This window comes from Streptomyces sp. R28, assembly GCF_041052385.1.
Classification (GTDB): Bacteria; Actinomycetota; Actinomycetes; order Streptomycetales; family Streptomycetaceae; genus Streptomyces.
Genome location: NZ_CP163439.1, coordinates 4,832,378 through 4,856,425, shown reverse-complemented (window position 1 = coordinate 4,856,425; position 24,048 = coordinate 4,832,378). Strand labels below are relative to the sequence as shown.

Here is a 24,048-nt window from a genome sequence, read left to right as displayed (position 1 = left end):
TCAGCTGTCCTTCTCGAGCTTGAAGGACCACAGACCCGTCACGTCCTGCTCGCCCTCCTTGATCGACACCAGCGTCGAGTCGCCGCTGGCGCCGTACTGGGCGTTGAAGAACACGCTGCCCGGGATGGTGCGGTACGTCTTCTTGCTGGAGTCGGTGAGCGGCTGACCGTTCATGAGGACGGTCCAGCCCTCGTCCGCGATCTCCGGGTCGACGCCGAAGCGCACGGTGTCGTCGGGGTCCACCTTGATGGACTTGATGTCCTTGTCCTTCAGGCACTTGCCCAGGTCCGCGGTCTTCAGGGCGTCGCCCTCACCACCGCAGGTGGCTTCCGCGTTCACGGAGGAGGTGCCGACGGTGATCGTCGCCATCGGCGTCGGCTTGTCGCAGGCCGACAGGGCGAGCAGTCCGGCGGAAACGGCGCCGGCGGCGGCGAGCGCGCGGCGGCGTCGCACAACGGCGCGGACATCTGCGGCTCCGCCGCGTGGCATCGTGGTCATGGGCGAAGGTTATCGGGCCCGTATGACGCTCTCCCCAAGTGGGGGCGGCGTGCCGTACGTCACGGGGGCGGACGGGGCGTGTCAGGCCACGTTCGGCCGTCCGTGGCCGGCGTGCCGGGCCGAGCCGATCAGGCCCTTGATGGTGGTCAGCCAGCCGACGGCGACGATCCCCGCGCCCACCAGCAGGCCCAGGGAGCCCTTCAGGGGCAGCACGATGCCGATCGCGCCGCCGAGCACCCAGGCCACTTGCAGCAGCGTCTCGGAGCGCGCGAACGCCGACGTACGGACCAGCTCGGGCACGTCCCGCTGGATCAGCGCGTCCAGCGACAGCTTGGCCAGCGCCTGCGCGAACCCGGCGGTCGCCGCGAGGAACGCCACCAGGACCGAGCCGAAGAAGAGCGCGGCCGTGAGCGACGCGAGCAGGACGAAGCCCACGACCGTCACGATGATGATCTCGGGCGCCCGGGAGCGCAGCCACGCGCCCACCGCCGTACCGCAGGCGTTCCCGACCCCGGCGGAGACGGCCACTATGCCCAGCGACACGGCGGCGCTCTGGCCGGACATCGGGTGCTCGCGCAGCAGGAACGCGAGGAAGAAGATCAGGAAGCCGGAGAGACAGCGCAGGGCGGCGTTGGCGCCGAGGGCGTGGGTGACGGCGATGCCGACCGTGCGCAGTCCGGGGCGCTTGACGGGCTTGAGGTGCGGCCCGTGCAGATGCTGCTCGTCGGCCGCCAGCAGCGCGGTGTCCTCGCCCTTGGCCGAGTCGACCTTCGGCGGCAGGGTGAACGACAGGAACGTACCGGCGATGAAGATCACGAAGGCGCCGTACAGCGGATAGCGCGGCCCGAGCGCCTGGAGTCCCGCGCCGATGGGCGCCGCGATGCCGGTGGCCAGGAGGCCGCCGAGGGTGACCCGGGAGTTGGCCTTCACCAGGGAGAAGGCGGGTGGCAGCAGCCGGGGCACCACGGCGCTTCTGACGACGCCGTAGGCCTTCGAGGCGACCAGCACCCCGAGCGCGGCCGGATAGAGCTCGATGCTGCCGGTGACGACCGCCCCGGACAGCACCAGCGCGAGCATCGCCCGCGCGAACATGGCGCCGGCCATCGCGGCGCGGCGGCCGTGCGGGAGACGGTCGAGGAGGGGGCCGATCACGGGCGCCAGGACGGTGAACGGCGCCATGGTGATGCCGAGGTAGAGGGCGACCCGGCCGCGGGCCTCGTCGGTGGGGACGGAGAAGAAGACGGTGGAGGCGAGGGCGACGGTGATCATCATGTCCCCGGCGCCGTTCACCCCGTGCAGCTCGATCAGCTTGCCGAGGCCGGACTCGCCCGCCCCGTGCGCGTGGGTGGCCTTGCGGATGCCGCGGGCGGTTCCGGTGAACGGGAAGTGCAGGGCACGGCCGACCGAGCGGAAGGGGCCGCGCCTCCGGCCCGTTCCGCCACCTCGATTCCGGCCCCCCTTGGCCCCACCGATACCGGTGGCTCCTTGGGGCGGCTTCGCGGTCGCCACGACGCAATAGTGCCCCGAGATGGGGGTGGGTAGTGCGGTTACGGCGCGTATGGAGGGCAAGGGCTCGGGTCGGCCGAGGGTGACTCTCGGTTCGCAGGCACGGTTTCGGCACCCGCCGCGCAGCGGTGAAAGGGCCGTCGGTGTAGGCCCAGCGCTCGCGAACAGGTAGCGTGCGTATCTCAGCCATCCCGCACAATGGATGACGTAGGTGCGCCCGAGCGCGATTCGGATGCGGACGTCGACGCGGCCCACTGGTCCGCTCCGTTCGCTCCACCGCCTCAAGGCACCGCACCCGAGAGACGGCGTAGGAGAGAAGCGATACCTGTGAGCGCAGCGACAACGCGAAGCCGCACCCCCGACCGTCTGTGCGCCGAGGCGGTCGACCTCGCGCGCAGTGCAGCCGAGGAGGCCGCCGCGCCCGGCGTCGTGGGCGAGCACGCGGGTCTGGTCTCCGAGGGCGACCGCGTTGTCACGCACTTCTTCGAGTGCAAGGAACTCGGCTACCGCGGCTGGCGCTGGGCGGTGACGGTGGCGAGGGCGTCGCGCGCCAAGGTCGTGACGCTGGACGAGGTGGTCCTGCTGCCGGGCCCGGACGCCCTTCTGGCCCCCGAGTGGGTGCCGTGGAGCGAGCGCCTGCGCCCCGGCGACATGGGCCCCGGCGACCTGCTTCCCACGGACGCCGAGGACCTGCGCCTGGAGCCCGGCTTCTCGGGCGAGGACGAGCCGGTGCCGAGCTCGGCCGTCTCACACGAGATGGCGGAGCTGGTGGAGGCGGAGGACGCCGACGTCACGGCGGGGGTCCCCGCGGACCTGCCGATGGCACCGTCCCGGGGCTCGATCGCCGCGGTGGCGGAGGAACTGGGCATGCGCCGCGCCCGCGTCCTGTCCCGCTACGGCCTGCACGTGGCCGCGGACCGCTGGGAGGAGTCGTACGGCGCGAAGACCCCCATGGCCCAGGCGGCCCCCGCCTCCTGCGTCACCTGCGGCTTCCTGGCCCCCATCGGCGGCTCCCTGGGCCAGGCCTTCGGAGTCTGCGCGAACGAGTTCTCCCCGGCGGACGGCCGGGTCGTGTCCCTGACCTACGGCTGCGGAGGCCACTCCGAGGCCGCGGTGATGCCCACGCCGCCGCGGCCGGCTCCGCCGGTGATCGACGAGACGCGGGTGGATCCGTTCCCGTTGCGTCCGGCGCCGGATTCGGGGTCGGTGTCGGTCGTCTCCGACGAGGACGCGGCGGAGCTGGGGCACTCGTAGGGAGGTCAGCTCCGCCGGTGTGGCTACTACTCGGCTTCGAAGATCTCTTCGGCGGTCGAGGCGGTGATGGCGCGTCGGTGCCAGCGGCGAAGGGTCTCGGGGTCGCCGCAGCTGGTGATGCGTTCGCGGACCGCTTCGGTGACGTGGATGCCACGTACGTCGAGGACGTCCAGGACGTCCAGGACGTCCTCGGTACGGCCTTCAGCCCGGCCTTCAGCCCGGCCCTCGTCCCGGATCTCTTCTGCGATGTACGACTTGTAGAAGGAGAGGTCCACGGCCACAGCTACTCGTTCGCGAAGATCTCGTCGGTGGAGGGAGCGGTGACGGCGCGCAGGAGCCAGCGGTGCAGGATCTCCAGATCGCCGCAGCTGGTGATGCGCTGACGGGCTTCTTCCGGGACGTCGATGCCTCGTTCCGCCAGGACCGCCAGGACGTCCTTGGCGGCACGTCGTGCCTCGCCCTCGGCCCGGACTTCTTCAAAGAGGGGCGACTTGTAGAAAGAGAGGTCCACGGCCACCAGTTTCCTCCGCAGTTCTGCGGCCGGGTGCTTGCCCAGGCCTCGTGCGACGAGTTCGATGATCGGGTCGGTGACGGTTCGGGGTGTGTCCTGCAGAACGGTCGTCACGGCCCTCAGTATGGCCCCGACGTCCGGATTCCTTGCGTGGGTGATCGCGGACAGTGTGGCGAGCGCGAGGTCCTTGCGGACCTCGGCCGGATCGGTGATCACCGGCATGTTGTGCGGTCCCGCGACCAGCGGGCACAGGGTGAGCAGAGGCCACTGGCGAGGGCCGAAGTCGACCGGGCGGGCGGCCCATTCCGCGGTGGCGCGGTCCTGGCAGATGACGAGCAGCATCGGCTGCAGCCGGTACTTCGTGAGCAAGTACGAGGCGTAGTACGCCCAGCTCGCGGGCTTGTCCGGGACCTGCTTGCCCTGGGCCTCGACCGCGAGGAGTAACGGCTCCTCGTCGTCCTCCGTCTCCAGCCGCAGGAGCGTGTCCACACGGCGTTCGACCGGGCTGACCTCGGTGAGGTCGTTAGGAAGGACGGTGACTGACGTGGGCGGGGCGAACTCGATGCCCAGCACCTCGGAGACTCGGGAGAAGAGCCCCGGGTGGTCCTGGAAGATGCGGTGCATCGCCTCGTGGGACGAGCTGACCATGGTGCGGTTTCGGGGCTTTCGTTGGGTACGAGGCAGCCGCTCAGGCGGCTTGTGCGGGATCGGGCACACGGCAGGCGCGGCAGCTTCCGGGCAGCGGTGCGCGGAAGGCGCGGTCGCAGCCTTCGCAGGTCTGGAAGGGGTGCCGGACGGGCGACGGTGATGCGGGTGCACGGAATGGGGGTGGGGGCGGCAGCTGGGTGGTGAGGCGGTGGGCCAGGAGGGCTGCCGGGCGGCACAAGGGCTCGGGTGGCAGGTCGGTGGTCAGGGCGTGGCGTACGGCGGTGGGGGTGAGGTCCCGTTCCAGCCAGGCCGCGATGCCGGGGGCCAGGTGGGCTGTGTCGCGCTCGCTGAGCAGCAGGCGGGGGTCGTGGTGGCGCAGGTCTGCGAGGAGGTCGGTTGCCGTCTGGAGGAGGGTGGGGGCCGGGTAGGCGGGTTGGGGTACCGCGGGGAGGGGTTTGCGGGGTGCCGGGTTGCGCTTCTTCCGGGGTGGGGCCGGGTGGTCCTGGGCGTGGCGGCGGCCGGGCTGGTTGCAGGAGATCGTGCGGGTGATGATGCGGCCGTTCGGGATGCGCTTGCGTTCGCGGCGCAGGTAGCCGTGGGCTTCCAGCTCGCGCAGTGCGGCGGCGATACGGGTCGTGCCCTCGGGGAAGCGGGCGGCGAGGGTCTTGATGTCGGCGCGGGCTCCGGCGGGGAGGGACTGGATGTAAACGGCGAGCCCGATCGCGAGGCCGGACAGTTCCGGGTGCTGGGCGAGGTGGTTGCCGATCACCGTGAAGCGGGTGGTGTGGCGGGTGTGGTCGTGGACCAGGCCGCCTGCGTGGGAGTGGTTTTTGCCCGGGACACGGGACTGGGCGCGCGAGGGCGCGCTAGGGTTTTGGGTATCCATCGGGAAGCGCTCTTCTTCCTTGGTGGTCAGGCCCTCGCACTGGGATTGCCGTCCCGGCGAGGGCCGTTGCATGTCTGCGGTTGTGTCGCGCTGAGCGTAAGTCAGACAACCTGCCCGAAATCCAGCTGAGTTGGTGATATTCACCCTCGCGGGTGAGCGTGCGCTGCGGGAGGAGCGGGTGGGGTTTGGTGGGGTTCTTTCACCCTTGGATTACTTTGTGGGTGACCGCCCGTGCCACCGGCGCACGGGCTTCCGGGTTCCGGTGCGAGGTCCACTTCGGCCCAGACCGTCTTGCGCGGCGGCAGCCCCGGTGTGACGCCCCAGCGGTCGGCCAGGGCATTGACGATGACCAGGCCTCGGCCCGACTCCGCTTCGGGGGTAGGGAGTTCGGTGCGCGGTAGCCGGTCGGCGCGCGTGTCGGTCACCTCGATACGGACGGTGTCGCCGGCGACGTGAATGAGGAGCCGGAAGTCCCGTCCGGGGACTCTGCCGTGGGTGACGGCGTTGGCCGCCAGTTCCGCCACGATGTGCGCCGTGGGGTCCAATGGCAGGTTCCAGCTGCGGAGTTGCTCGGCCGTGAGCAGGCGGGCCAGGCGGGCCCCACGTGGCGTCGAGGACAGTTGCAGGCTGAAGCGGCGGATGGGGGTGATGAGTTCGGCGGATTTCTGATTCACGTCACTCAGAGTTGCGGTGCGTGCTTACTGTGAACAGTGACTCAGCGGGTGCGTACGGTGACTGTCCGGAGCTTGTCCGGTCGTGTCCGGGCTGTCGGGACGGGCGTGCGGGTAGGGCGCTGCTGCACTGCGGCGGTACGACGGAGGGGTACGGGATGTCGGTTGAGGTGGATGCGGGACGGCTCAAGACGGAGGCGGATGAGCCGGGGTGGGAGGTGGATCCGGACGACGAGTGGGGCGTGGCGGTGATCGCGACCGTCGGGCGACAGCTGAAGCTGCGGCGGGAGGCGGTGGGGATGCGGGCCGCCGAGTTCGGGGCGGCGGTCGGGTATGGCGAGGACTTGGTCTACAAGATCGAGGGTGGGAAGCGGATTCCTCGGCAGGAGTACCTGGACAAGGCCGACGAGGTGTTGGGGGCGGGTGGGCTCATCGCGGCGGCTTGGGAGGACGTGAAGAAGGTCCGGTATCCGAAGAAGGTTCGGGCGCTGGGGGAGATGGAGGCCAAGGCGGTCGAGCTCCAGCTCTACGATCCGCTGAACGTCCACGGTCTGTTGCAGACGCCGGAGTACGCACGTGGGCTTCTCCTGATGCGGCGCCCCGCGTATACCGAGGACGAGGTGGAGCGGTTCATCGCGGCGCGCGTGGCCCGCAAGGCCGTGTTCGAGCGGGACCCCGCGCCTGAACTCAGCTTCGTCTTGGAGGAGTGGACGCTGCGGCGTCCGCTCGGAGGCGGGGTGGCGTTGCGTCGCCAGCTCGAACATCTGCTGGAGGTGGGGAAGTTGCGCAACGTCGAGCTTCAGGTGATGCCGATGGATCGCGAGGAGCACGCCGGGCTGGCCGGTGGTATCGAGGTGCTGAAGTTCGAGGACGGCTCGGCCGTGGGGCGTTCTCCGGCCGTGGCCAACGGCCGCCCGGTCACCGAGCCCAAGCAGCTCCGTATCCTTGAACTGCGGTATGGCATCATCCGGGCGCAGGCTCTCACACCACGTGAGTCGACGGCCTTCATCGAGCAACTGCTGGGGGAAACATGATCCGCAACGCCTCGGCCGGGAACGCCTCCGAGCTGACGTGGTTCAAGAGCAGCTACAGCAGCAGCAGCGAGGGTGACTCCTGCGTCGAGATCGCGATAGCGCCCCGCACCGTCCACGTCCGCGACTCCAAGCACCGCGACGCCGGCCCGCGACTCGCCCTCGCGACGCAGGCTTGGGCTGCTTTCGTCACTTACGCTTCCGAGGGCTGATCCCCGGCAGTTACCTTCTGGCGCATCAGCTCCAGCCACTGGCGGAGTGACATCCCATCCGGTGGCAGAAGGTCGAGCCCCAACGCCGTCGTTGCCGTGTGGAGTTCCTCATCCGAGGTCACCATCGTGAGAAGCTCCGTGATCTCCTGTGCTGCCTGCGTGCGGTCTTCCGGCTCAACTTCGCTGACGTAGTCATCGATAGCAGCCTCGGGAGAGGCATAGAACTCTGAGTAATTCCGGTGCAAGTAGGCGCCGAGGAACTGGCTCAGCTGGGGGAATCGCTCGTTCCATTCCCAAGCGTTCTGTGGGTTCATCTGGGGAACCCGTGACGGGTCCTCCAGGAACCGATTGAGGTGGTCCCTGGCGATACGCAGGCAGTCTTCCACGCTCGTGCCCATCGGAGGGCGGATTTGCTGCAGGCCCTCTACATCATCCGCGATCTCTTCGGAGAAGAGTCCGACGGAGAGTAGGTCGTCAATTTGCTGGACGGCCGTTGAGGCGCGTGCAGGATCCCGGGTGGCGATTCTGAGATATGAGGCCAGACCAGGACCAGGGGCCTCGGCAGTGTCGGTGAAGGTGAAGCCGGTGTTCGCGTAGGCCTCTAGCAGCTCGCTGAGTTCGTAGAATCGCGGCCAAGGGGGGATTGCCTGACTCATCGCTTGCTCCAAGAACGGGTTTTCAGGGTTGAGGGAACGAAGTGAGGACTCGGTATCCGGATGGCGACGACGGGTCGGCCTTGAGAACTACACGAACACGGTTCACCCACTGCGTTGGCCGTCCGTGAGTGAAGTCGTACCGAGTGAGGTGGAGTCCTGTGGGTTCGTCAAACCTGGCTTCTAGTCGCAATGTTCCTTTCGCGCCGTTGGCCATCCAAGCAGATATCTTCCGTTGGTTTCGAATGATGGTCAGAGTCTTGTCGGTGAAGCTTTGTGCCGCATCGACGTCAACGTAGCGTGAGTCCGCCTCAAGCTCAGGGTTCTCACGCAGGCGCCTGCGCATGCCGCTAATGGTCTTGTCGACGTGCTTGTCGATGGTGTGACCCTTGCTCTTACCGCCAAGGCTCTTGCCCTCGTCGCCACGGACATCAGCCCGGTGCTCGGGCTTTTGACGCCCCTTGCGTTTGTTCCTCGGCCACGCGTTGTAGTCCCTGCCGGACCCATTCGAGGCACCCAGCCCCATGAGGACGAGCCCGGCCGTGCCGAGGACGCCGGCACTGAGCGCCGCTTCGGCCGTGAGTGCGCCGACCGCGCCACCCCCGGCCAGCGCGAGGCCTCCAGGAGGGAACAGGGCGAGCAGGGAGAGAAGGAGGAGGGCGAAGCCGAGGTAGACCAGGAAGGTGTTCAGGGCGTCGAGGAGGTGGAGCGTGCGGATGGCCCTGCCGTCGGGGCCCGCGTCGCCGAGCCCGCGCCACAGGAGGAATACGCCGGTGGTCGCCGACCCCAGCGCGGTTCCGAGACGGAAGCGGTGGGCCGCCAGTACTTCACCCATCGGCTGCGCCGACGCCAGTCGCCAACTGCGGAGCAGGACCGTGAGCTGGTAGACGATCCAGGCCAGGGCGGCTATGCCGAAGCCCATGAGGATCTTCGGTCCCGCACCGGTACTGAAGAACTCCTGGAGGCCCGCGGTGGAGGTGAACGAGCCGACGCCCAGGAACAGCAGCGCGGGGAGCATCAGCACGCACGGGATCAGCAGGAGCCATCGCTCCCTGGAACGGCGGGCAGCCCGGGTCGCCTTCAGCCAGGCGCGGATGTTCAGTGCCTGCCAGGCGCGCTGGTTGTCGGACGCGTCCATCCGGGCCGTGATCCCCGCGACGACCTGGCGAAGTTCCCCGGTGGCCTCGGGTGGCGCCGACGCGGCGGCGTACAGCAAGGAGCGTCGCAGCCTGACGTAGCGCAGGACCAGCAGCAGGCTCCATGGCAGACGCCAGGCCGCGTAGCGCAGCAGTGCGCCCAGGCTGTCGCCGTCGGCGCGTTCGGACGCGAGTTGTACGCCGGGCACGGTGCGCTTGCCTCGGTGGAGTTGGCGTAGGTCGACCGCCATGGCGATGGCCAGGCACACGAGGGGCGCTGCCCATGCCATACCGTCCAGAGAGTCCAGCCACTCCGTGGCCCCGTCGGCGTGTTCCTGTACCGCGTAGTTGTTCACCGTGTGATGCACAGCGGCGGCCGCGATCGGGAGGACGGACAACAGGCGCACCCAACCGCTCGTGCGCCACAGCAGCCCGACCCCGAAGCCGGCCACGGCCGTGAACACCAGGTGCGTGAACGTTTCCGTGACCGCGGGTCCGCCCAGGTCCAGTTGGCTGAACGGCGCAGGGAGCCAGGACGTCAACACCTGCCCCAGGCCCGGCACATAGGGCGGGGACAGGCTGTCGGGGACGATCCAGCCCTCACCGCGGACGATCGCCCGGTCGGCGTCGAGGCCGAAGCGGAGAACCGCCTCCAGCAGCCCGAACCCCGCCCCCAGCGCCGCACCCACCACCACGAAGTCGGTCAGGCCCCACTGCCGGCGCACCCGCAGACTCAACCCCGCGAGCAGCAACGGGGCGACCTTGAGTAATTCCTCCACCCAGGGAGCCACCGTGTAGCTGGTGGTGTCCACCACCGTCACCAGCGACTGACCGGACTGCTCCGCGTAGACGCGGGTGTAGGCGAGCTGGATCAACGCCGTCGCCACACCGCACCCGTACACGCCCAACGCGAACGCCAGCAGCACGGTCGACAGGCGCACCGAACGAGTCGGCCAGGAAAGGGCGAACAGTTGCAGCACGCCCCAGACGGCCGCCACCGCCATCACCAACGTCACGCCAGGCCCCCGATGCACCGGAACAACATTCGATTCGCGATAGTGAACGCGATGCTAGGCAGTCAACCGGCGGTGCGGCAAGGGAGTTGTGAGACGGCTGCGTCGTCTGTCGCGGGTAGTTCACGGTGATGCGGATCCCGCAGGCCACCGGCAGCGATCACCTGCCGGTGGCGGCCGGTATATCAGCTGGTGCACGCCGCGCAAGGCCTCCGGATCCGGCCCGCGCTCCCGGTCCCCCGCGGGAGGCGGCGGAAAGCGCGTCGGGAGCGGAGCGGGCGGGCAGCGCATGCGCCTCGCATGGGCGGTACCTTCATCATCACGCCGATGAGGAGAGTCAACGTGAGCAAGTTCGTGCGGCCCGCAGCCGAAGGTGCCGACCCCTTCGGTACGGCCCGTCTGCGCCGCGGCGTGCTGGACGCCTGGGCCACCAGCCCCGCTCGTTTCCGCGAGGACGCCAACGCCGAGGAGGATCTCGTCCTCGGCGGGTACCGGGACCGGCTCGTCGTCGAGCTTGCTCAGAACGCCGCCGACGCCGCCGCGCGGGCGGGGGTGCCCGGAAGGCTGCGGCTCACCCTTCGCGACGGCGTGCTCGTCGCCGCCAACACCGGCGCCCCGCTGGACGCGGCCGGCGTCGAGTCGCTGTCCACCCTTCGGGCCTCCGCCAAGCGGGACACGCAGCAGAGCGCCAGCGCCGTCGGCCGCTTCGGGGTCGGCTTCGCCGCCGTCATCGCCGTCACCGACGAGCCCGCCGTCGTCGGGCGGCACGGCGGCATCCGGTGGTCTCTCGCCGAGGCCCGGGAGCTGGCCCGGGAGACCGCGCGGCACAGCCCGGGGCTCGGGGACGAGATCCGGCGCCGGGACGGGCATGTGCCGCTCCTGCGGCTGCCGTTCGCCGCCGAGGGGACCGCCCCGGATCCGTACGACACCGCCGTCATCCTCCCCCTGCGCGACACCGCCGCCGCCGATCTCGCCGAGCGGCTGCTGCACGCCGTCGACGACGCGCTGCTGCTCGCCCTGCCCGGCCTGGAGGAGGTCGTGGTCGAGGTCGGCGACGCCGAGCCGCGCACGCTGCGCCGCAGTGTCGACGGCCCCTTCACGGTCGTGGAGGACTCCGGCAACGGCGTCACCCACTGGCGCACGTCCGCCGCCCACGGCCCGCTCACCCCCGACCTCCTCGCCGACCGCCCCGTGGAGGAGCGGCTGCGGCCCCACTGGTCCCTCACCTGGGCCGTCCCCGTCAACGCCGCCGACAGCACCCCTGCCCGGCCCCGCACCGCCCTCGTCCTGCACGCGCCCACGCCCAGCGACGAACCCCTCGGCGTCCCGGCCCTCCTCATCGCCTCCTTCCCCCTCGACACCACCCGCCGCCACGCCGCCCCCGGCCCGCTGACCGACTTCCTCGTGCAGCGCGCGGCGGACGCGTACGCCGAACTGCTCGCCGACTGGCGCCCGGTGAGCGAGGGCATCATCGGCCTCGTGCCCGGGCCGCTCGGCAAGGGCGAACTGGACGGCGCCCTGCGTCAGGCGATCCTGGAGCGGCTGCCCCGGACCGGGTTCCTGCCGCCCGCCCACCCGGCCTCCCTCCCGCCGGCCGTCGAGCCGCACGAACTGGAACCGGAGCTGCCCGAGTCGCTCCGGCCGCGGGACGCCGAGGTCGTCGAGGGCGCCGGTGCCGACACCGTGCGGGTGCTGGCCGAGGTGCTGCCCACCCTCCTGCCCGCCGGGCTCGAACGGCGCGTGGAGCTGCGGACCCTGGGTGTCGCCCGCGTCCCGCTCACCGATGCCATCGACCGGCTCGCCGGACTGGAGAAGGCGCCGGGCTGGTGGCGGCGGCTCTACGACAGCCTCGCCGGGGTCGACCCGGACCGGCTGTCCGGGCTGCCGGTGCCGCTGGCCGACGGGCGCACCACCATCGGGCCCCGGCAGGTCCTGCTCCCCACCTCCGACGGCGCCTCCATCGACCCCGAGATCCTCGCCCGCCTCGGCCTCAAGGTCGCCCACCCGGACGCCGCCCACCCCCTCCTGGAGAAGCTCGGTGCCCTGCCGGCCACGCCCCGGGCGGTCCTGACCACGCCCCAGGTGCGTGCCGCCGTCGCCGCCTCCCTGGACGACGACGGCGGGATGAGCTGGGAGGAGGACGCTCCGGACGCCGAGGAACTGGCCGACACCGTGCTCGCGCTCGTGCGGGACGCGGGCCTGGAGCCCGGTGACGAGCCGTGGCTCGGTGCTCTCGCGCTGCCCGACGAGGAGGGGGAGTTGGCGCCCGCCGGTGAACTCGTCCTCCCCGGCAGCCCCTTCGCCCAGGTCATGCGGGAGGACGAACTCGCCACCGTCGACGCCGAGCTGGCCGAGAAGTGGGGCGAGCAGCCGCTCGCCGCCTGTGGCGTCCTCGCCAACTTCGCCCTCGTGCGGGCCACGGACGTCGTCCTCGACCCCGACGAACTGGAGCCGCGCGAAGGCGACTTCGCCGAGCCCGACGACGCCGGCCTGCTGGACGCCGTGGACGTGTGGAGCGAGGACATCCTCGACCGCTTCCCGGACACGCCCGTACCGCCCGTCGCCACCGAGCTGATCGCCGTACGCGACCTGGATCTGGTGGACGACGACAAGTGGCCGCAGGCCCTCGCGCTGCTGGCCCAGCCGCCCCTGCGGGACGCGCTGACCCAGCAGGTGCGGATCCTGCTGCCCGACGGCACGCATGAGGTCGTACGGCCGTACACGGCCTGGTGGCTGCGGGGCAACCCGGTGCTGGACGGCCGCCGCCCGGCGGGCCTGCTGGCCTCAGGCGGTGATCCGCTCCTGCGCGGCCTGTACGACGAGGCGGACGCGACCGGCTTCGAGGACGAGCAGGTGCTGCGGGCGCTGGGCGTGCGGACATCCGTCGCCGCGCTGCTGGAGGAGCCGGGCGGCGCCGCCGAGCTGCTCGACCGGCTCGCCGACCCGGATCGTCCCGTCACCTCGCCCCAACTGCACGCCCTGTACAGCGCCTTGGCCGACCTGGACCCCGAGCAGGTGACCCTGCCGGACGAGGTGCGGGCCGTGGTCGACGGGCGGGTCGAGGTGGTGGACGCGGCCGACGCGGTGGTCGTGGACTCGCCGGACCTGCTGCCGTTCACGGAGGGTGTGCCGCTGCTTCCCGTACGGCCGTCGCGAGCCGCCGAGTTGGCCGAGCTGTTCCAGGTGCGGCGGCTGAGCGAGTCCGTCACCGGGGAGGTGACGAGCGAGGGCGCCGAGCATGACGTACCGGAGCCGGTGCGGGTGCTGCTCGGCGCGCGGACCCCGCAGTCGTACGTCGAACACGAGGAACTCGTCGTGGACGGCGTGGAGATCGACTGGCGGCTCACCGATGACGGGGTGCTGCACGCGTCCACCCTGGAGGGTGTCGCGGCGGGGCTCGCATGGGCGGCGGGGCAGTGGCCGCGGCGGTTCGAGGTCGCCGCCCTGCTGGAGGACCCGTCCAGGACGGCGGAACTGGCCCGCGACCGCTGGTTCGACTGAGCCACGGGGTCGTCCCCTCGGGCGGCCCCTGTTCGTTTCGTCAGTCCGCTGTTCGTTTCGTCAGTCCGCCTCGATTTCCCGGAGACGCCCGGCGTGCTCCTGCGTCAGCCTCACCTTCCGGGACTGATCTTGAAATTTCTCGCACAAATTATTCAGGAGTCGTACAACCTTTCACTTGTGTCGTGGATCTGATCATGCGAGCCAACAGGCTCCCTGATCACTCGGGTCCCGCAAGGCGCCCTGGGCCGCTCGGTACGACACGCGACCGGCGCCGGGACCCCCTTCTCCACGTGGGGAACGACACATGCGCATGCGTGCCACCCTGGGCGTCGTCACCGGTGCCCTGGCCCTCTCCGCTCTCGCCGTCCCGGCCGCGCAGGCCGACGAGGTCGAGGGCGACACGACGATCTCGAACGTCGTCGTGAACGGCGGCAAGGCGGCGGTCGTCGGAGCGACCACCACGAAGACCGTCACGGTCTCCTTCACCGTCAAGGACGCCTCGGGCGTCGACTGGGCGCAGGCGATCCTGTACCACGGTGCCGACATCGACAGCTCCGACACGGGCGCCGTGGCCAACAGCAGCGACGGCCGCGCCACCTGCACCGTGGTCAACGCCACCACGTCGACCTGCAAGTCGACCTTCAACCTCGACCCGGGCTACAACGTGGTCAACAGCGCGGCCGGCAGCTGGAAGGTCTGGGCGATCGCCGCGGGCAACGACGCCGACTACGTCCTGAAGGAAAACGCCAAGAGCTTCAACGTCCAGCGCGCCTCGAAGCTGACGGTGAACGCCTCGCCGGAGCCCGTCGCCAAGGGCAAGACCATCACCGTCACGGGCAAGCTGACCCGCGCCAACTGGGACCGCGGCACGTACAACGGCTACTCCACCCAGCCGGTGAAGCTGCAGTTCCGCAAGAGTGGCTCCAGCACCTACACCACGCTGAAGACCATCAAGACGAACACCACGGGCGACCTGAAGACGACGGTCACCGCGTCCGCGGACGGCTACTTCCGCTACAGCTTCGCGGGCACCACGACCACCCCGGCGATCAACGCCACGGGTGACTTCATCGACGTTCGCTGAGCAGCGTGACGCCTGCCGCCCGGTGCCGGTTCCTCCGGTGCCGGGCGGTTCCCGATTCCACCATCACTCCGGTCCCGTGACGACCATCGCCGGGTCCCTCATCCCCATGGGGAGCGCATGCGCATCCGAGCCACCGTGGCAGCCGTCTCCGGCGCCCTGGCCCTCTCCGCCCTCGCCGTGCCGGCCTCGCAGGCCGCCGACGCCCCCTCGCACGGCAAGGAAGACGTCCGGGAGGCCCTGCAGGCCGCGCGTCAGGCGGACGCCGGCGGCTCCGCCCGCAGCACCTACGCCGCCGAGGACGAGGGCACGCCGTACGCCCTGGACCTCTCCTTCTCCGGCGTGAAGGTCAACAACGGCAAGCCGATCGTCGCGGGCACCACCAACCAGGTGACCGTCCCGGTGACGTACAAGGTCACGCACGCCGCGGACATCGACCTGAACGCCCCCGACTTCTACCTGGACGTGGAGATCTACCGCGGCGCCTCCTACTCCGAGTGGGACAACCTGCTCTACGGCGAGGACTGGCCGGTCTGCACGGCGACCTCCGCCACCACCGCCAACTGCAAGGGCACCATCGACATCTATCCGGACTTCGAGCTGGAGAACGTCGACGCCGCCACGTGGAAGGCCGGCGGCTACGCGTACGACTTCAACGACCAGGACCCGCTCGCCGAGGACATCGACTGGAGCAAGGTCGGTTACGCCGAGCAGGACGGCCTGGGCACCACCAAGCTGCAGCGTTACTCCAAGCTGACCGTGAACGCCTCGCCGGAGCCGGTGAAGAAGGGCAAGACCATCACGGTCACCGGCAAGCTGACGCGCGCCAACTGGGAGACCCACAAGTACGCGGGCTACTCCACCCAGTCGGTGAAGCTGCAGTTCCGCAAGAAGGGCTCCAGCACCTACACCACGCTGAAGACCATCAAGACGAACACCTACGGCGACCTGAAGACCACGGTCACCGCGTCGGCGGACGGTTACTTCCGCTACCGCTTCGAGGGCACCGCGACGACCCCGGCGGTCAGCGCCACCGGTGACTTCGTCGACGTGCAGTAGGCAGCAGGGCGGTAAAGCAGTAGGGCAGTAGCGCAGTAGGAGTAAAACGGGCATGCGTCGCGAACTTCCCGGCCCCCGCCGGGAGTTCGTGACGAAGCTCACGAAAGTTCCGCACCGGCCGCACAACCGGCGACCCCCGTCGCCTATCTGATCACATGGGTCAACAGGCCCCACGATCACTCGGGCCCCGACGTGACCGGCAGTGCACGGAACGACGACCAGCGGGGCCCCTTTCCGTACCAGGGGAACGCATGCGCATCAGAGCCACCGTGGCCGCCGTCTCCGGCGCCCTGGCCCTCTCCGCCCTCGCCGTTCCGGCCGCACAGGCCGACGACTCCACCGCCGCCCAGCGCGCGGACGTCGCGAAGATCCGCCAGGCCGCCGACGCCGGGTCCGGCAGGGCCCCGGCCGAGGAGGGCAAGCCGTACGCCCTGAACGTCACCTTCTCCAACTTCAAGATCGCCAAGGCGATCAAGGTCGGCACGACCGACCACGTCGCGGCCACGGTGACGTACACGCTGACCCACGGCGAGGATGTCAAGATCACCGCCGCCGACTTCATCACCGACCCCATCGTCTACCGGGGCTCCGCCACCGCGCCGGACAACATGCTCTACGGCAACAAGCCGGCCAAGTGCACCGCGACCTCCGCGACCACCGCCGACTGCAAGGGCACCATCGACGTCTACCCGGGCAACCACGAGCTGCTCAACTCGGACGCCGGGACGTGGCGGGCCGCGGCCGAGGCCACCGCCTTCAACGGCCAGAACCCGAGCGGCGAGACCTTCGACATCACCAAGGTCGGCTACAAGAGCCAGAGCGGTCTCGGCACCACGCTGATGCAGCGTTTCTCCAAGCTGACGGTGAACGCCTCGCCGGAGCCCGTCGCCAAGGGCAAGACCATCACCGTCACGGGCAAGCTGTCCCGCGCCAACTGGGACCGCGGCACGTACAACGGCTACGTCGAGCAGCCGGTGAACCTGCAGTTCCGTAAGAAGAACAGCAACACCTACACCACGGTGCAGACCATCAAGACCAACGCCACGGGCGACCTGAAGACCACGGTCAAGGCCACCGAGGACGGCTACTTCCGCTACACCTTCGCGGGCACGACGACGACTCCGGCGGTCAACGCGACCGGCGACTTCATCGACGTCCAGTAGCCGAGCGCAGAGGCTACGCCGGGAAACGGCGGTCGACCCACGTCCACGTGAACTCCAGGGCGACCGCCGCCACCGCCGAGATCGCCACCGCGATCCACGGCATCGTCACCCCGACCAGCCGCAGCGCGAAGAACTCCTGCAGCCATGGCACGACCAGCACCAGCAGGAACCCGAGGCCCATCGCGGCCACCAGCGCGACCCGCCACCACGTGTACGGCCGGGCGATGATGGCCAGGACCCACATCGAGATCAGGAAGAGCGTCAGCGTGGCGACGCTGGTCTCCGCGTCCAACGCGCCCTCCCCGCTGTAGTAGTGCCGGGCGATCAGATACGTCGCGAACGTCGCCACCGCGGCCACCAGCCCGCCCGGGATCGAGTACCGCATGACCCGCCGTACGAAATGGGGTTTCGCGCGCTCCCTGTTGGGCGCGAGGGCCAGAAAGAAGGCCGGGACGCCGATGGTGAGGGTGGAGAGCAGGGTCAGATGGCGGGGCAGGAAGGGGTACTCCACCTGCCAGCACACCACCATCAGCGCCAGCAGCACCGAGTAGACGGTCTTCACCAGGAACAGCGTCGCGACCCGCGTGATGTTGCCGATCACCCGCCGCCCCTCGGCGACCACCGACGGCAGCGTCGCGAAGCTGTTGTCGAGCAGCACGATCTGAGCGACCGCCCGGGTCGCCTCCGACCCCGAACCCATCGCCACGCCGATGTCGGCGTCCTTCAGGGCCAGGACGTCGTTCACGCCGTCGCCGGTCATGGCGACGGTGTGCCCGTGGGACTGGAGCGCGCCCACCATGTCCCGCTTCTGCTGCGGGGAGACCCGTCCGAACACCGTGGCGTCGTCGAGAGCCGTCGCCATGCCGTCCTTGTCCTCGGGGAGCCGGCGCGCATCGACCGTCGTACCGGTCAGCCCGAGCTTGTTCGCGACCGCCCCGACGGACACGGCGTTGTCCCCGGAGATCACCTTGGCGCGGACGTTCTGCTCGGCGAAGTAGCGCAGGGTGTCGGCGGCGTCGGGGCGCAGCCGCTGTTCCAGTACGACGAGGGCGGCGGGCTTGGCGCCGTCCGCGACGTCGGGATCGTCGAGGTCGCGGACGGCGCGGGCGAGCAGCAGGACCCGTAGGCCCTGTTCGTTCAACCGATCGGTTTCGGCCAGGGCCGGGTCGTCGGTGGGCAGGAGCACGTCGGGGGCGCCCAGCAGCCATGTGCTGGCCTCGCAGTTGCCCTCGCTGAAGGTGGCGCCGCTGTACTTGCGGGCGGAGGAGAAGGGCAGGGACTCGGTGCAGCGCCAGTCCTCGGCGTCGGGGTAGGCGTCGATGACGGCCTGGAGGGAGGCGTTCGGGCGGGGGTCGGACTCGCCGAGGGCGCCCAGCACCTTCCGTATGTACTCCTCGTCGCTGCCGCCCAGGGGCCGCAGTTCGGTGACGTCCATGCCGCCCTCGGTGAGGGTGCCGGTCTTGTCGAGGCAGACGGTGTCGACGCGGGCGAGGCCCTCGATGGCGGGGAGTTCCTGGACCAGGCACTGCCGACGGCCGAGCCGGATGACGCCGATGGCGAAGGCGACGGAGGTGAGGAGCACGAGCCCCTCCGGGACCATGGGGACGATGCCGCCGACGGTCCGGGCGATCGAGTCGTCGAGCTCGTTGTCCTTGGCGACCAATTGGGTGATGATCAGGCCGATCGCGGCCGGGACCATCATCCAGGTCACGTACTTGAGGATGGTGGAGATGCCGGAGCGCAGCTCGGAGTGGACCAGGGTGAACCGCGAGGCCTCCTCGGCGAGCTGGGCGGCGTAGGCCTCACGCCCGACCTTGGTGGCCTGGAAGGCACCGCCCCCGGCGACCACGAAACTGCCGGACAACACCTGATCCCCCGGCCGCTTGACGACGGGGTCGGCCTCCCCGGTGAGCAGCGACTCGTCGATCTCCAGCCCGTCCGCCTCGGCGCACACCCCGTCCACGACGGCCTTGTCGCCCGGCCCGATCTCTATCAGGTCGTCCAGCACGATCTCCGAGGTGCTGACCTCGGCGGCGGCCCCGTCCCGCCGCACGGTGGGCCGCGCCTCACCGATCACGGCGAGCGAGTCGAGGGTCTTCTTCGCCCGCCACTCCTGGATGATCCCGATGCCGGTGTTGGCGAGGATCACGAAGCCGAACAGGCTGTCCTGGATCGGCGCTACGCACAGCATGACCACCCAGAGCACGCCGATGATCGCGTTGAAACGGGTGAAGATGTTGGCGCGGACGATGTCGGCCATGGACCGGCTGCTGCGCACCGGCACGTCGTTGACCTGCCCCCGCGCCACCCGTTCGGCCACCTCGGCCGCGGTCAGCCCGCCCGTCGCCACCGGGGCGGGGGCGGGGTGCACAGGGTTGTCCACTTCGGCGCCCGCGTCGGTATGCGTCATGCATTCGACGGTACGTGCGGATTTACGGCTTCACCCGCCGAGTGACCGGAAGTTCCGACCTGGGGAGGACGGGGTGTCGTGCCGGGGTTGTAGGGCGCGGTACCTCAGGACGACTGGGGTTCGCCGGTGGCTTCCCGGGGTTCATCGGACGCCGCCGCCCTCTTGATCGCCGCGTCGCGCCTACGGACGTACCAGATGCCGATGAGCCCGAGGCCCCCGCCGGCCAGGCAGGTCCACACCCACCGGGTGTGGCCGTGGTCGTCGAACCAGCCGTAGAACGGCAGCTGAACGACGAAGAGGACGAACCAGATGATGGTGCCGCCGGTGATGGTGGCGACCACGGGCCCTTCCAGGGGCTCCGGCGCCTCGTGCTTGGGGGTCCACTTCGCCATGGAGGACAGCTTACGAGGCGATCAGGTCTACGCGCGGAGATGGCCGATCCGGCCCTTATATGTTCATACTGAAACGGTTTGTGTCTGACCACTTCTCTTCGTAGGAAACACCGAACACATGCCCTCCTCGGCCCCCGCCAAGGTCCCCGCCCCTGAACAGCCGGGAGCCGGCCCCGCATACGGCGCACTCGACCGCTTCTTCAAGATCTCCGAACGCGGCAGCACGCTGCCCCGGGAAATCCGCGGCGGTCTCGCCACCTTCTTCGCGATGGCCTACATCATCGTGCTGAACCCGATCATCCTCGGCAGCGCGAAGGACCTGTACGGCCACCAGCTGGACAACGGACAGCTGGTCACCGCGACGGCCCTGACGGCGGCGTTCACCACGCTGCTGATGGGTGTCATCGGCAACGTGCCGATCGCGCTCGCCGCCGGTCTGGGGGTGAACTCGGTCGTCGCGCTCCAGCTCGCGCCCCGGATGTCCTGGCCGGACGCCATGGGCATGGTGGTGCTCGCCGGCTTCGTGGTCATGCTGCTGGTCGCCACCGGTCTGCGCGAGCGCGTCATGAACGCCGTGCCCTACAGCCTGCGCAAGGCCATCTCCATCGGTATCGGCCTGTTCATCATGCTGATCGGCCTCGTCGACTCCGGCTTCGTCTCCCGCATCCCGGACGCCGCCCGGACGACCGTGCCCCTCCAGCTCGGCGGCGACGGTCACCTCAACGGCTGGCCGGTCCTGGTCTTCGTCCTCGGCGTGCTGTTGACCCTCGCGCTGATCGTGCGCAAGGTCTCCGGCGCGATCCTCATCTCCATCGTCACCATGACCGTGCTCGCCGTCCTCATAGACGCGGTCGCGAACGTGCCGTCCTGGGGCCTGACGACCCCCAAGTGGCCCGGCAACCCCGTCGCCAGCCCCGACTTCGGCCTGATCGGCCAGGTCAGCCTGTTCGGCGGCTTCGAGAAGGTCGGCGCGCTGACCGGCGTCCTCTTCGTCTTCACCGTCCTGCTGTCCTGCTTCTTCGACGCCATGGGCACGATCATGGGCGTCAGCGACGAGGCCAAGCTGACCGACGCCCAGGGCCAGATGCCCGGCATCAACAAGGTCCTGTTCGTCGACGGCCTCGCCGTCGCCGCGGGCGGCGCCAGCTCCTCCTCGGCCACCACGGCCTTCGTGGAGTCCACGGCCGGCGTCGGCGAGGGTGCCCGTACCGGATTCGCGAACGTCGTCACCGGCGCCCTGTTCGGCGTGGCGCTCTTCCTGACGCCCGTCGCCACCATGGTCCCGTCCCAGGCGGCCACCCCGGCCCTGCTCGCGGTCGGCTTCCTGATCCTGGCGAACTCCGTCAAGGAGATCGACTGGGCCGACTACACGGTCGCGATCCCGGCCTTCGTGACGATGGTGATGATGCCGTTCACCTACTCGATCACCAACGGCATCGGTATGGGCTTCATCACCTTCGCGGTGCTGCGCCTGGCCGCCGGGCGGGGCCGCGAGGTGCCGGTCGCGATGTACGTCGTGGCGGCGGTGTTCGGCTTCTACTACCTGATGCCGGCGCTGGGCCTCACGTAAGCCCGTAGAACTTCTCGGTCTCCTCGACCGCGGACTGGAACCGCGCGTCGAAGTCATCGCGGATGAGCGTCCGGACGACGTAGTCCTGGACGCTCATTCCTCTTTTCGCCGCGTGCTCTCGGAGTCGTTCGAGCAGCTCGTGGTCTATCCGCAGGCTGAGCACGCTGGTCCCCATGGACACGAGGGTTGCGGCACCCGCCGGTCCGCCGTGTCACGTTCTGCCACGGGACCACCCGAATGAGTGATACCGAACCCGGTGGTCTTTAGTCAGGGTAATGAGTTATGCTAAAGAACATGTCGGACCTTACCCATGGCGACGATGCTGCCGCCGTGAACTCTCTGCGCTCCGCCGTGATGCGACTGTCACGCCGGCTCAAGCACCAGCGGGTCGACGAGTCGCTGAGCCCCACCGAGATGTCGGTGCTGGGCACCCTCTCCCTCTGCGGCAAGGCCACCCCCGGTGAGCTCGCCCGCAAGGAGCACGTCCAGCCGCCCTCGATGACCCGCATCGTCGCCCTGCTGGAGGCCAAGGGGCTGGTCCGTCTGGAGCCACATCCGGAGGACCGGCGCCAGAAGGTCGTCACGAAGACCGAGCAGGCCGAGGCGATGCTCGAGGAGAGCCGCCGCAAGCGCAACGCCTTCCTGGCCGTCCTGGTCGACGGCCTCGACGAGGACGAGTGGGCGAAACTGCGCGCCGCCGCCCCCGTGCTGGAGAAGCTCGCACACCTGTAAGCCATATTCGCGAGGAGGCGAACCCCTATTGAGTACGGGATCCGGAGCAGCTTCCGCCCCCGCACCAGACGCCGACGACTCCATATCCGCCCCTGAGGGCCCCCGGACCCCCAAGTCCGCCAGGCCCGCCAAGTCCTCGATGTTCAGCTCGCTGAAGGTCAGGAACTACCGCCTGTTCTTCCTCGGCCAGGTCGTCTCCAACACCGGCACCTGGATGCAGCGCATCGCCCAGGACTGGCTGGTGCTCAGCCTCACCGGCTCCGCCACCGCCGTCGGTATCACGACGGCCCTGCAGTTCCTGCCGATGCTGCTCTTCGGCCTCTACGGCGGCGTCCTCGTCGACCGTCTGCCCAAGCGGCGCACGCTGCTCGTCACACAGACGTCGATGGCCTTCACCGGTATCGCGCTGGCCGTCCTCACCCTCACCGGACACGTCCAGATCTGGCACGTCTACCTCGCCGCCTTCGCCGTAGGCCTCGCCACGGTCGTCGACAACCCGGCCCGGCAGTCCTTCGTCTCCGAGATGGTCGGCCCCGACCAGCTCCAGAACGCGGTGAGCCTCAACTCGGCGAACTTCCAGTCCGCCCGCCTGATCGGCCCCGCCGTGGCCGGCCTGATGATCACCGGTGTCGGTACGGGGTGGGCGTTCCTGGCCAACGGCCTGTCCTTCGTCGCACCCATCGCCGGTCTGCTGCTGATGCGGGCGCGTGAGCTGTATGTCGTCGAGCGGGCCCCGCGTGCCAAGGGGCAGCTGCGGGAGGGGCTGCGGTATGTCGCCGGGCGCCCGGAGCTGATCTGGACCATCACACTCGCCGGGTTCGTCAGCACCTTCGGCTTCAACTTCCCGGTCTATCTGTCGGCCTTCGCCGACGACGTCTTCCGCGCGGGCGCCGGTTCCTACAGCCTCTTCAACACCCTGATGGCAGTGGGCTCCCTGGCGGGCGCCCTGCTCGCCGCGCGGCGCGGTACGGCCCGGATGCGGGTGCTGATCGCGGGGGCGGTGGCCTTCGGCACCATGGAGATGGTGGCCGCTCTCGCGCCCTCCCTGTGGCTGTTCGCCCTGCTCATGGCCCCCATCGGCATGTTCGGCATGACGGTGAACGTCACCGCCAACAGCAGCATCCAGATGACCACCGACCCGGCCATGCGGGGCCGCGTGATGGCCCTGTACATGATGGTGTTCATGGGTGGCGCACCACTGGGCGCGCCGATCGCCGGCTGGGTCACGGACGCGTACGGCGTGCGGGCGGGCCTGGCGTTGGGTGGCGCGATCACCGCCGCCGCGGCCGTCACGATCGCCCTGGTCCTGGCTCGGGTCGGTGGCCTGCGGCTGTCGGTGGGCTGGAATCAGGGTCATCCGCACGCCCGCTTCGTCCCTCGGGAACAGCGGGAACAGCGGGACGAGCAGCTGGCGACGGTGGCGTAGGAGGGGGCGTCCGGGTCAGTCGCGGGGGAACTCGTCAGTCTTGAGGGTGAGGCCGACCGGGGTACTGGTCAGGTTGATGTCCTCGCCGAACGGAAAGCTGACGTCGCTGTGGTACTTGCCGTCCTTCGGCAGGGTATGCAGATGCCACTCGCCGGTGTACGGATCCACGATCAGGTACACCGGCACTTCGGCCGCGGCGTAGGTGTCCTTCTTCGGGCCGTAGTCGTTGCCCGCGGTGTCTTTGGAGATGACCTTGGCCACGAATTCGACGTCTTGATAGCGCCAACGGCCCTTGCTGTCCTTCACCGACCTCTCGGCCATGGCCGCAAGGTCGGAGGCGAAGCCGTTCAGATGCCCGGGGAAGTCGATCCGCACATCCGATGCCAACCGCTTGCGGGGGTACTTGGCGCGCAACTGCTCCGCGATGTCGAAAATGATTTCCCAGTGGTTCTGCCGCTGCGGTGACATGAAGATGTTTCCCCCGACGATCTCGACCTTCGTCCCTTCGGGGATGGGCATCTTCTCGAGGCACTCGAACAAGACGTCCAGAGTCAGCTCGCCACTCTCCTCGGCCATCTCGATCCTGTCGTCAAGGACGGTCATCGTGGCGCTCCTCGGCCGCTCGGTCACGGACAGCCGCGCAGTACAACGATACGCACGGTGACCGGGTCACGTGTGGCCATAGTCACGCTCAC

22 protein-coding genes are annotated in these 24,048 nt (G+C 69.5%); 10 read left to right on the top strand and 12 right to left on the bottom strand.

Annotated elements, in window-relative coordinates; all coding sequences use genetic code 11:
- Both AB5J49_RS21395 and AB5J49_RS21390 read right to left on the bottom strand, forming a co-directional pair.
- A complete protein-coding gene (locus AB5J49_RS21395; protein ID WP_369170231.1) occupies nucleotides 1-498 on the bottom strand; it encodes a DUF2771 domain-containing protein in 498 nt (165 codons plus the stop codon).
- Between the two features lie 81 nt (nucleotides 499-579).
- Entirely contained in the window at nucleotides 580-2,007 is a 1,428-nt protein-coding gene (locus tag AB5J49_RS21390) for an MFS transporter (RefSeq protein ID WP_369170230.1), read from the bottom strand.
- A 324-nt stretch (nucleotides 2,008-2,331) separates the two neighbouring features.
- Here AB5J49_RS21390 and AB5J49_RS21385 point away from each other — a divergent pair, with 324 nt between their 5' ends.
- On the top strand, nucleotides 2,332-3,258 hold the full coding sequence (locus AB5J49_RS21385) for a DUF3027 domain-containing protein (protein ID WP_369170229.1): 927 nt from the start codon (nucleotides 2,332-2,334) through the stop codon (nucleotides 3,256-3,258).
- Nucleotides 3,259-3,284: 26 nt separating this feature from the next.
- Here the strand turns inward: AB5J49_RS21385 and AB5J49_RS21380 are convergent, their stop codons facing one another.
- The 4 genes from AB5J49_RS21380 to AB5J49_RS21365 form a co-directional block, all read right to left on the bottom strand.
- Nucleotides 3,285-3,539, bottom strand: coding sequence for a hypothetical protein (locus AB5J49_RS21380; RefSeq protein WP_369170228.1), 255 nt, complete (start codon nucleotides 3,537-3,539; stop codon nucleotides 3,285-3,287).
- A gap of 2 nt (nucleotides 3,540-3,541) precedes the next feature.
- A complete protein-coding gene (locus AB5J49_RS21375; RefSeq protein WP_369170227.1) occupies nucleotides 3,542-4,417 on the bottom strand; it encodes a hypothetical protein in 876 nt (291 codons plus the stop codon).
- Nucleotides 4,418-4,457: 40 nt separating this feature from the next.
- On the bottom strand, nucleotides 4,458-5,303 hold the full coding sequence (locus AB5J49_RS21370; protein ID WP_369170226.1) for a helix-turn-helix domain-containing protein: 846 nt from the start codon (nucleotides 5,301-5,303) through the stop codon (nucleotides 4,458-4,460).
- Nucleotides 5,304-5,443: 140 nt separating this feature from the next.
- Nucleotides 5,444-5,977: an ATP-binding protein gene (locus AB5J49_RS21365; protein ID WP_369170225.1), complete on the bottom strand. Its 534-nt coding sequence runs from the start codon at nucleotides 5,975-5,977 to the stop codon at nucleotides 5,444-5,446.
- A 155-nt stretch (nucleotides 5,978-6,132) separates the two neighbouring features.
- Here AB5J49_RS21365 and AB5J49_RS21360 point away from each other — a divergent pair, with 155 nt between their 5' ends.
- Complete coding sequence (locus AB5J49_RS21360) at nucleotides 6,133-7,008, top strand: helix-turn-helix domain-containing protein (RefSeq protein ID WP_369170224.1); 876 nt, start codon at nucleotides 6,133-6,135, stop codon at nucleotides 7,006-7,008.
- Nucleotides 7,005-7,217, top strand: coding sequence for a DUF397 domain-containing protein (locus AB5J49_RS21355; RefSeq protein ID WP_369170223.1), 213 nt, complete (start codon nucleotides 7,005-7,007; stop codon nucleotides 7,215-7,217). Before AB5J49_RS21360 ends, AB5J49_RS21355 begins: the two co-directional genes overlap by 4 nt.
- Here the strand turns inward: AB5J49_RS21355 and AB5J49_RS21350 are convergent.
- The gene (locus AB5J49_RS21350; protein WP_369170222.1) at nucleotides 7,199-7,873 is read right to left on the bottom strand and encodes a contact-dependent growth inhibition system immunity protein; all 675 of its coding nucleotides are present in this window, start codon (nucleotides 7,871-7,873) and stop codon (nucleotides 7,199-7,201) included. The two genes, AB5J49_RS21355 and AB5J49_RS21350, sit on opposite strands and share 19 nt — an antisense overlap.
- Before the next feature lie 22 nt (nucleotides 7,874-7,895).
- Nucleotides 7,896-10,022, bottom strand: a complete 2,127-nt coding sequence (locus tag AB5J49_RS21345) for an RNase A-like domain-containing protein (RefSeq protein ID WP_369170221.1) — start codon at nucleotides 10,020-10,022, stop codon at nucleotides 7,896-7,898.
- Between the two features lie 324 nt (nucleotides 10,023-10,346).
- Here AB5J49_RS21345 and AB5J49_RS21340 point away from each other — a divergent pair, with 324 nt between their 5' ends.
- The 4 genes from AB5J49_RS21340 to AB5J49_RS21325 all read left to right on the top strand — a co-directional run bounded on the left by AB5J49_RS21340 (nucleotide 10,347) and on the right by AB5J49_RS21325 (nucleotide 16,823).
- Nucleotides 10,347-13,520, top strand: coding sequence for a sacsin N-terminal ATP-binding-like domain-containing protein (locus tag AB5J49_RS21340; protein WP_369170220.1), 3,174 nt, complete (start codon nucleotides 10,347-10,349; stop codon nucleotides 13,518-13,520).
- A 304-nt stretch (nucleotides 13,521-13,824) separates the two neighbouring features.
- The gene (locus AB5J49_RS21335; RefSeq protein WP_369170219.1) at nucleotides 13,825-14,604 is read left to right on the top strand and encodes a calcium-binding protein; all 780 of its coding nucleotides are present in this window, start codon (nucleotides 13,825-13,827) and stop codon (nucleotides 14,602-14,604) included.
- A gap of 117 nt (nucleotides 14,605-14,721) precedes the next feature.
- Nucleotides 14,722-15,660 carry a hypothetical protein gene (locus AB5J49_RS21330; RefSeq protein ID WP_369170218.1) on the top strand — a complete coding sequence of 313 codons (939 nt, stop codon included), beginning with the start codon at nucleotides 14,722-14,724 and terminating at the stop codon, nucleotides 15,658-15,660.
- 251 nt (nucleotides 15,661-15,911) lie between these two features.
- The gene (locus AB5J49_RS21325; RefSeq protein WP_369170217.1) at nucleotides 15,912-16,823 is read left to right on the top strand and encodes a hypothetical protein; all 912 of its coding nucleotides are present in this window, start codon (nucleotides 15,912-15,914) and stop codon (nucleotides 16,821-16,823) included.
- Between the two features lie 13 nt (nucleotides 16,824-16,836).
- Here the strand turns inward: AB5J49_RS21325 and AB5J49_RS21320 are convergent, their stop codons facing one another.
- Both AB5J49_RS21320 and AB5J49_RS21315 read right to left on the bottom strand, forming a co-directional pair.
- The gene (locus tag AB5J49_RS21320) at nucleotides 16,837-19,233 is read right to left on the bottom strand and encodes an HAD-IC family P-type ATPase (protein ID WP_369170216.1); all 2,397 of its coding nucleotides are present in this window, start codon (nucleotides 19,231-19,233) and stop codon (nucleotides 16,837-16,839) included.
- Nucleotides 19,234-19,337: 104 nt separating this feature from the next.
- Entirely contained in the window at nucleotides 19,338-19,625 is a 288-nt protein-coding gene (locus AB5J49_RS21315; RefSeq protein WP_369170215.1) for a DUF2530 domain-containing protein, read from the bottom strand.
- A 118-nt stretch (nucleotides 19,626-19,743) separates the two neighbouring features.
- Here AB5J49_RS21315 and AB5J49_RS21310 point away from each other — a divergent pair, with 118 nt between their 5' ends.
- Complete coding sequence (locus AB5J49_RS21310) at nucleotides 19,744-21,195, top strand: NCS2 family permease (protein WP_369170214.1); 1,452 nt, start codon at nucleotides 19,744-19,746, stop codon at nucleotides 21,193-21,195.
- On the opposite strand, the gene AB5J49_RS21305 is transcribed toward AB5J49_RS21310, so the two are convergent.
- Nucleotides 21,188-21,370 (bottom strand): CopG family antitoxin, encoded by a 183-nt coding sequence (locus tag AB5J49_RS21305; RefSeq protein WP_369170213.1) that lies wholly within the window; start codon nucleotides 21,368-21,370, stop codon nucleotides 21,188-21,190. The genes AB5J49_RS21310 and AB5J49_RS21305 overlap by 8 nt on opposite strands.
- 119 nt (nucleotides 21,371-21,489) lie before the next feature.
- Between AB5J49_RS21305 and AB5J49_RS21300 the strand changes: the two genes are divergently transcribed.
- A complete protein-coding gene (locus tag AB5J49_RS21300; protein WP_369170212.1) occupies nucleotides 21,490-21,927 on the top strand; it encodes a MarR family winged helix-turn-helix transcriptional regulator in 438 nt (145 codons plus the stop codon).
- Between the two features lie 28 nt (nucleotides 21,928-21,955).
- The gene (locus AB5J49_RS21295) at nucleotides 21,956-23,353 is read left to right on the top strand and encodes an MFS transporter (protein WP_369170211.1); all 1,398 of its coding nucleotides are present in this window, start codon (nucleotides 21,956-21,958) and stop codon (nucleotides 23,351-23,353) included.
- A gap of 15 nt (nucleotides 23,354-23,368) precedes the next feature.
- Here the strand turns inward: AB5J49_RS21295 and AB5J49_RS21290 are convergent, their stop codons facing one another.
- Nucleotides 23,369-23,956, bottom strand: coding sequence for a Uma2 family endonuclease (locus AB5J49_RS21290; RefSeq protein ID WP_369170210.1), 588 nt, complete (start codon nucleotides 23,954-23,956; stop codon nucleotides 23,369-23,371).
- Nucleotides 23,957-24,048 lie beyond the last annotated feature (92 nt).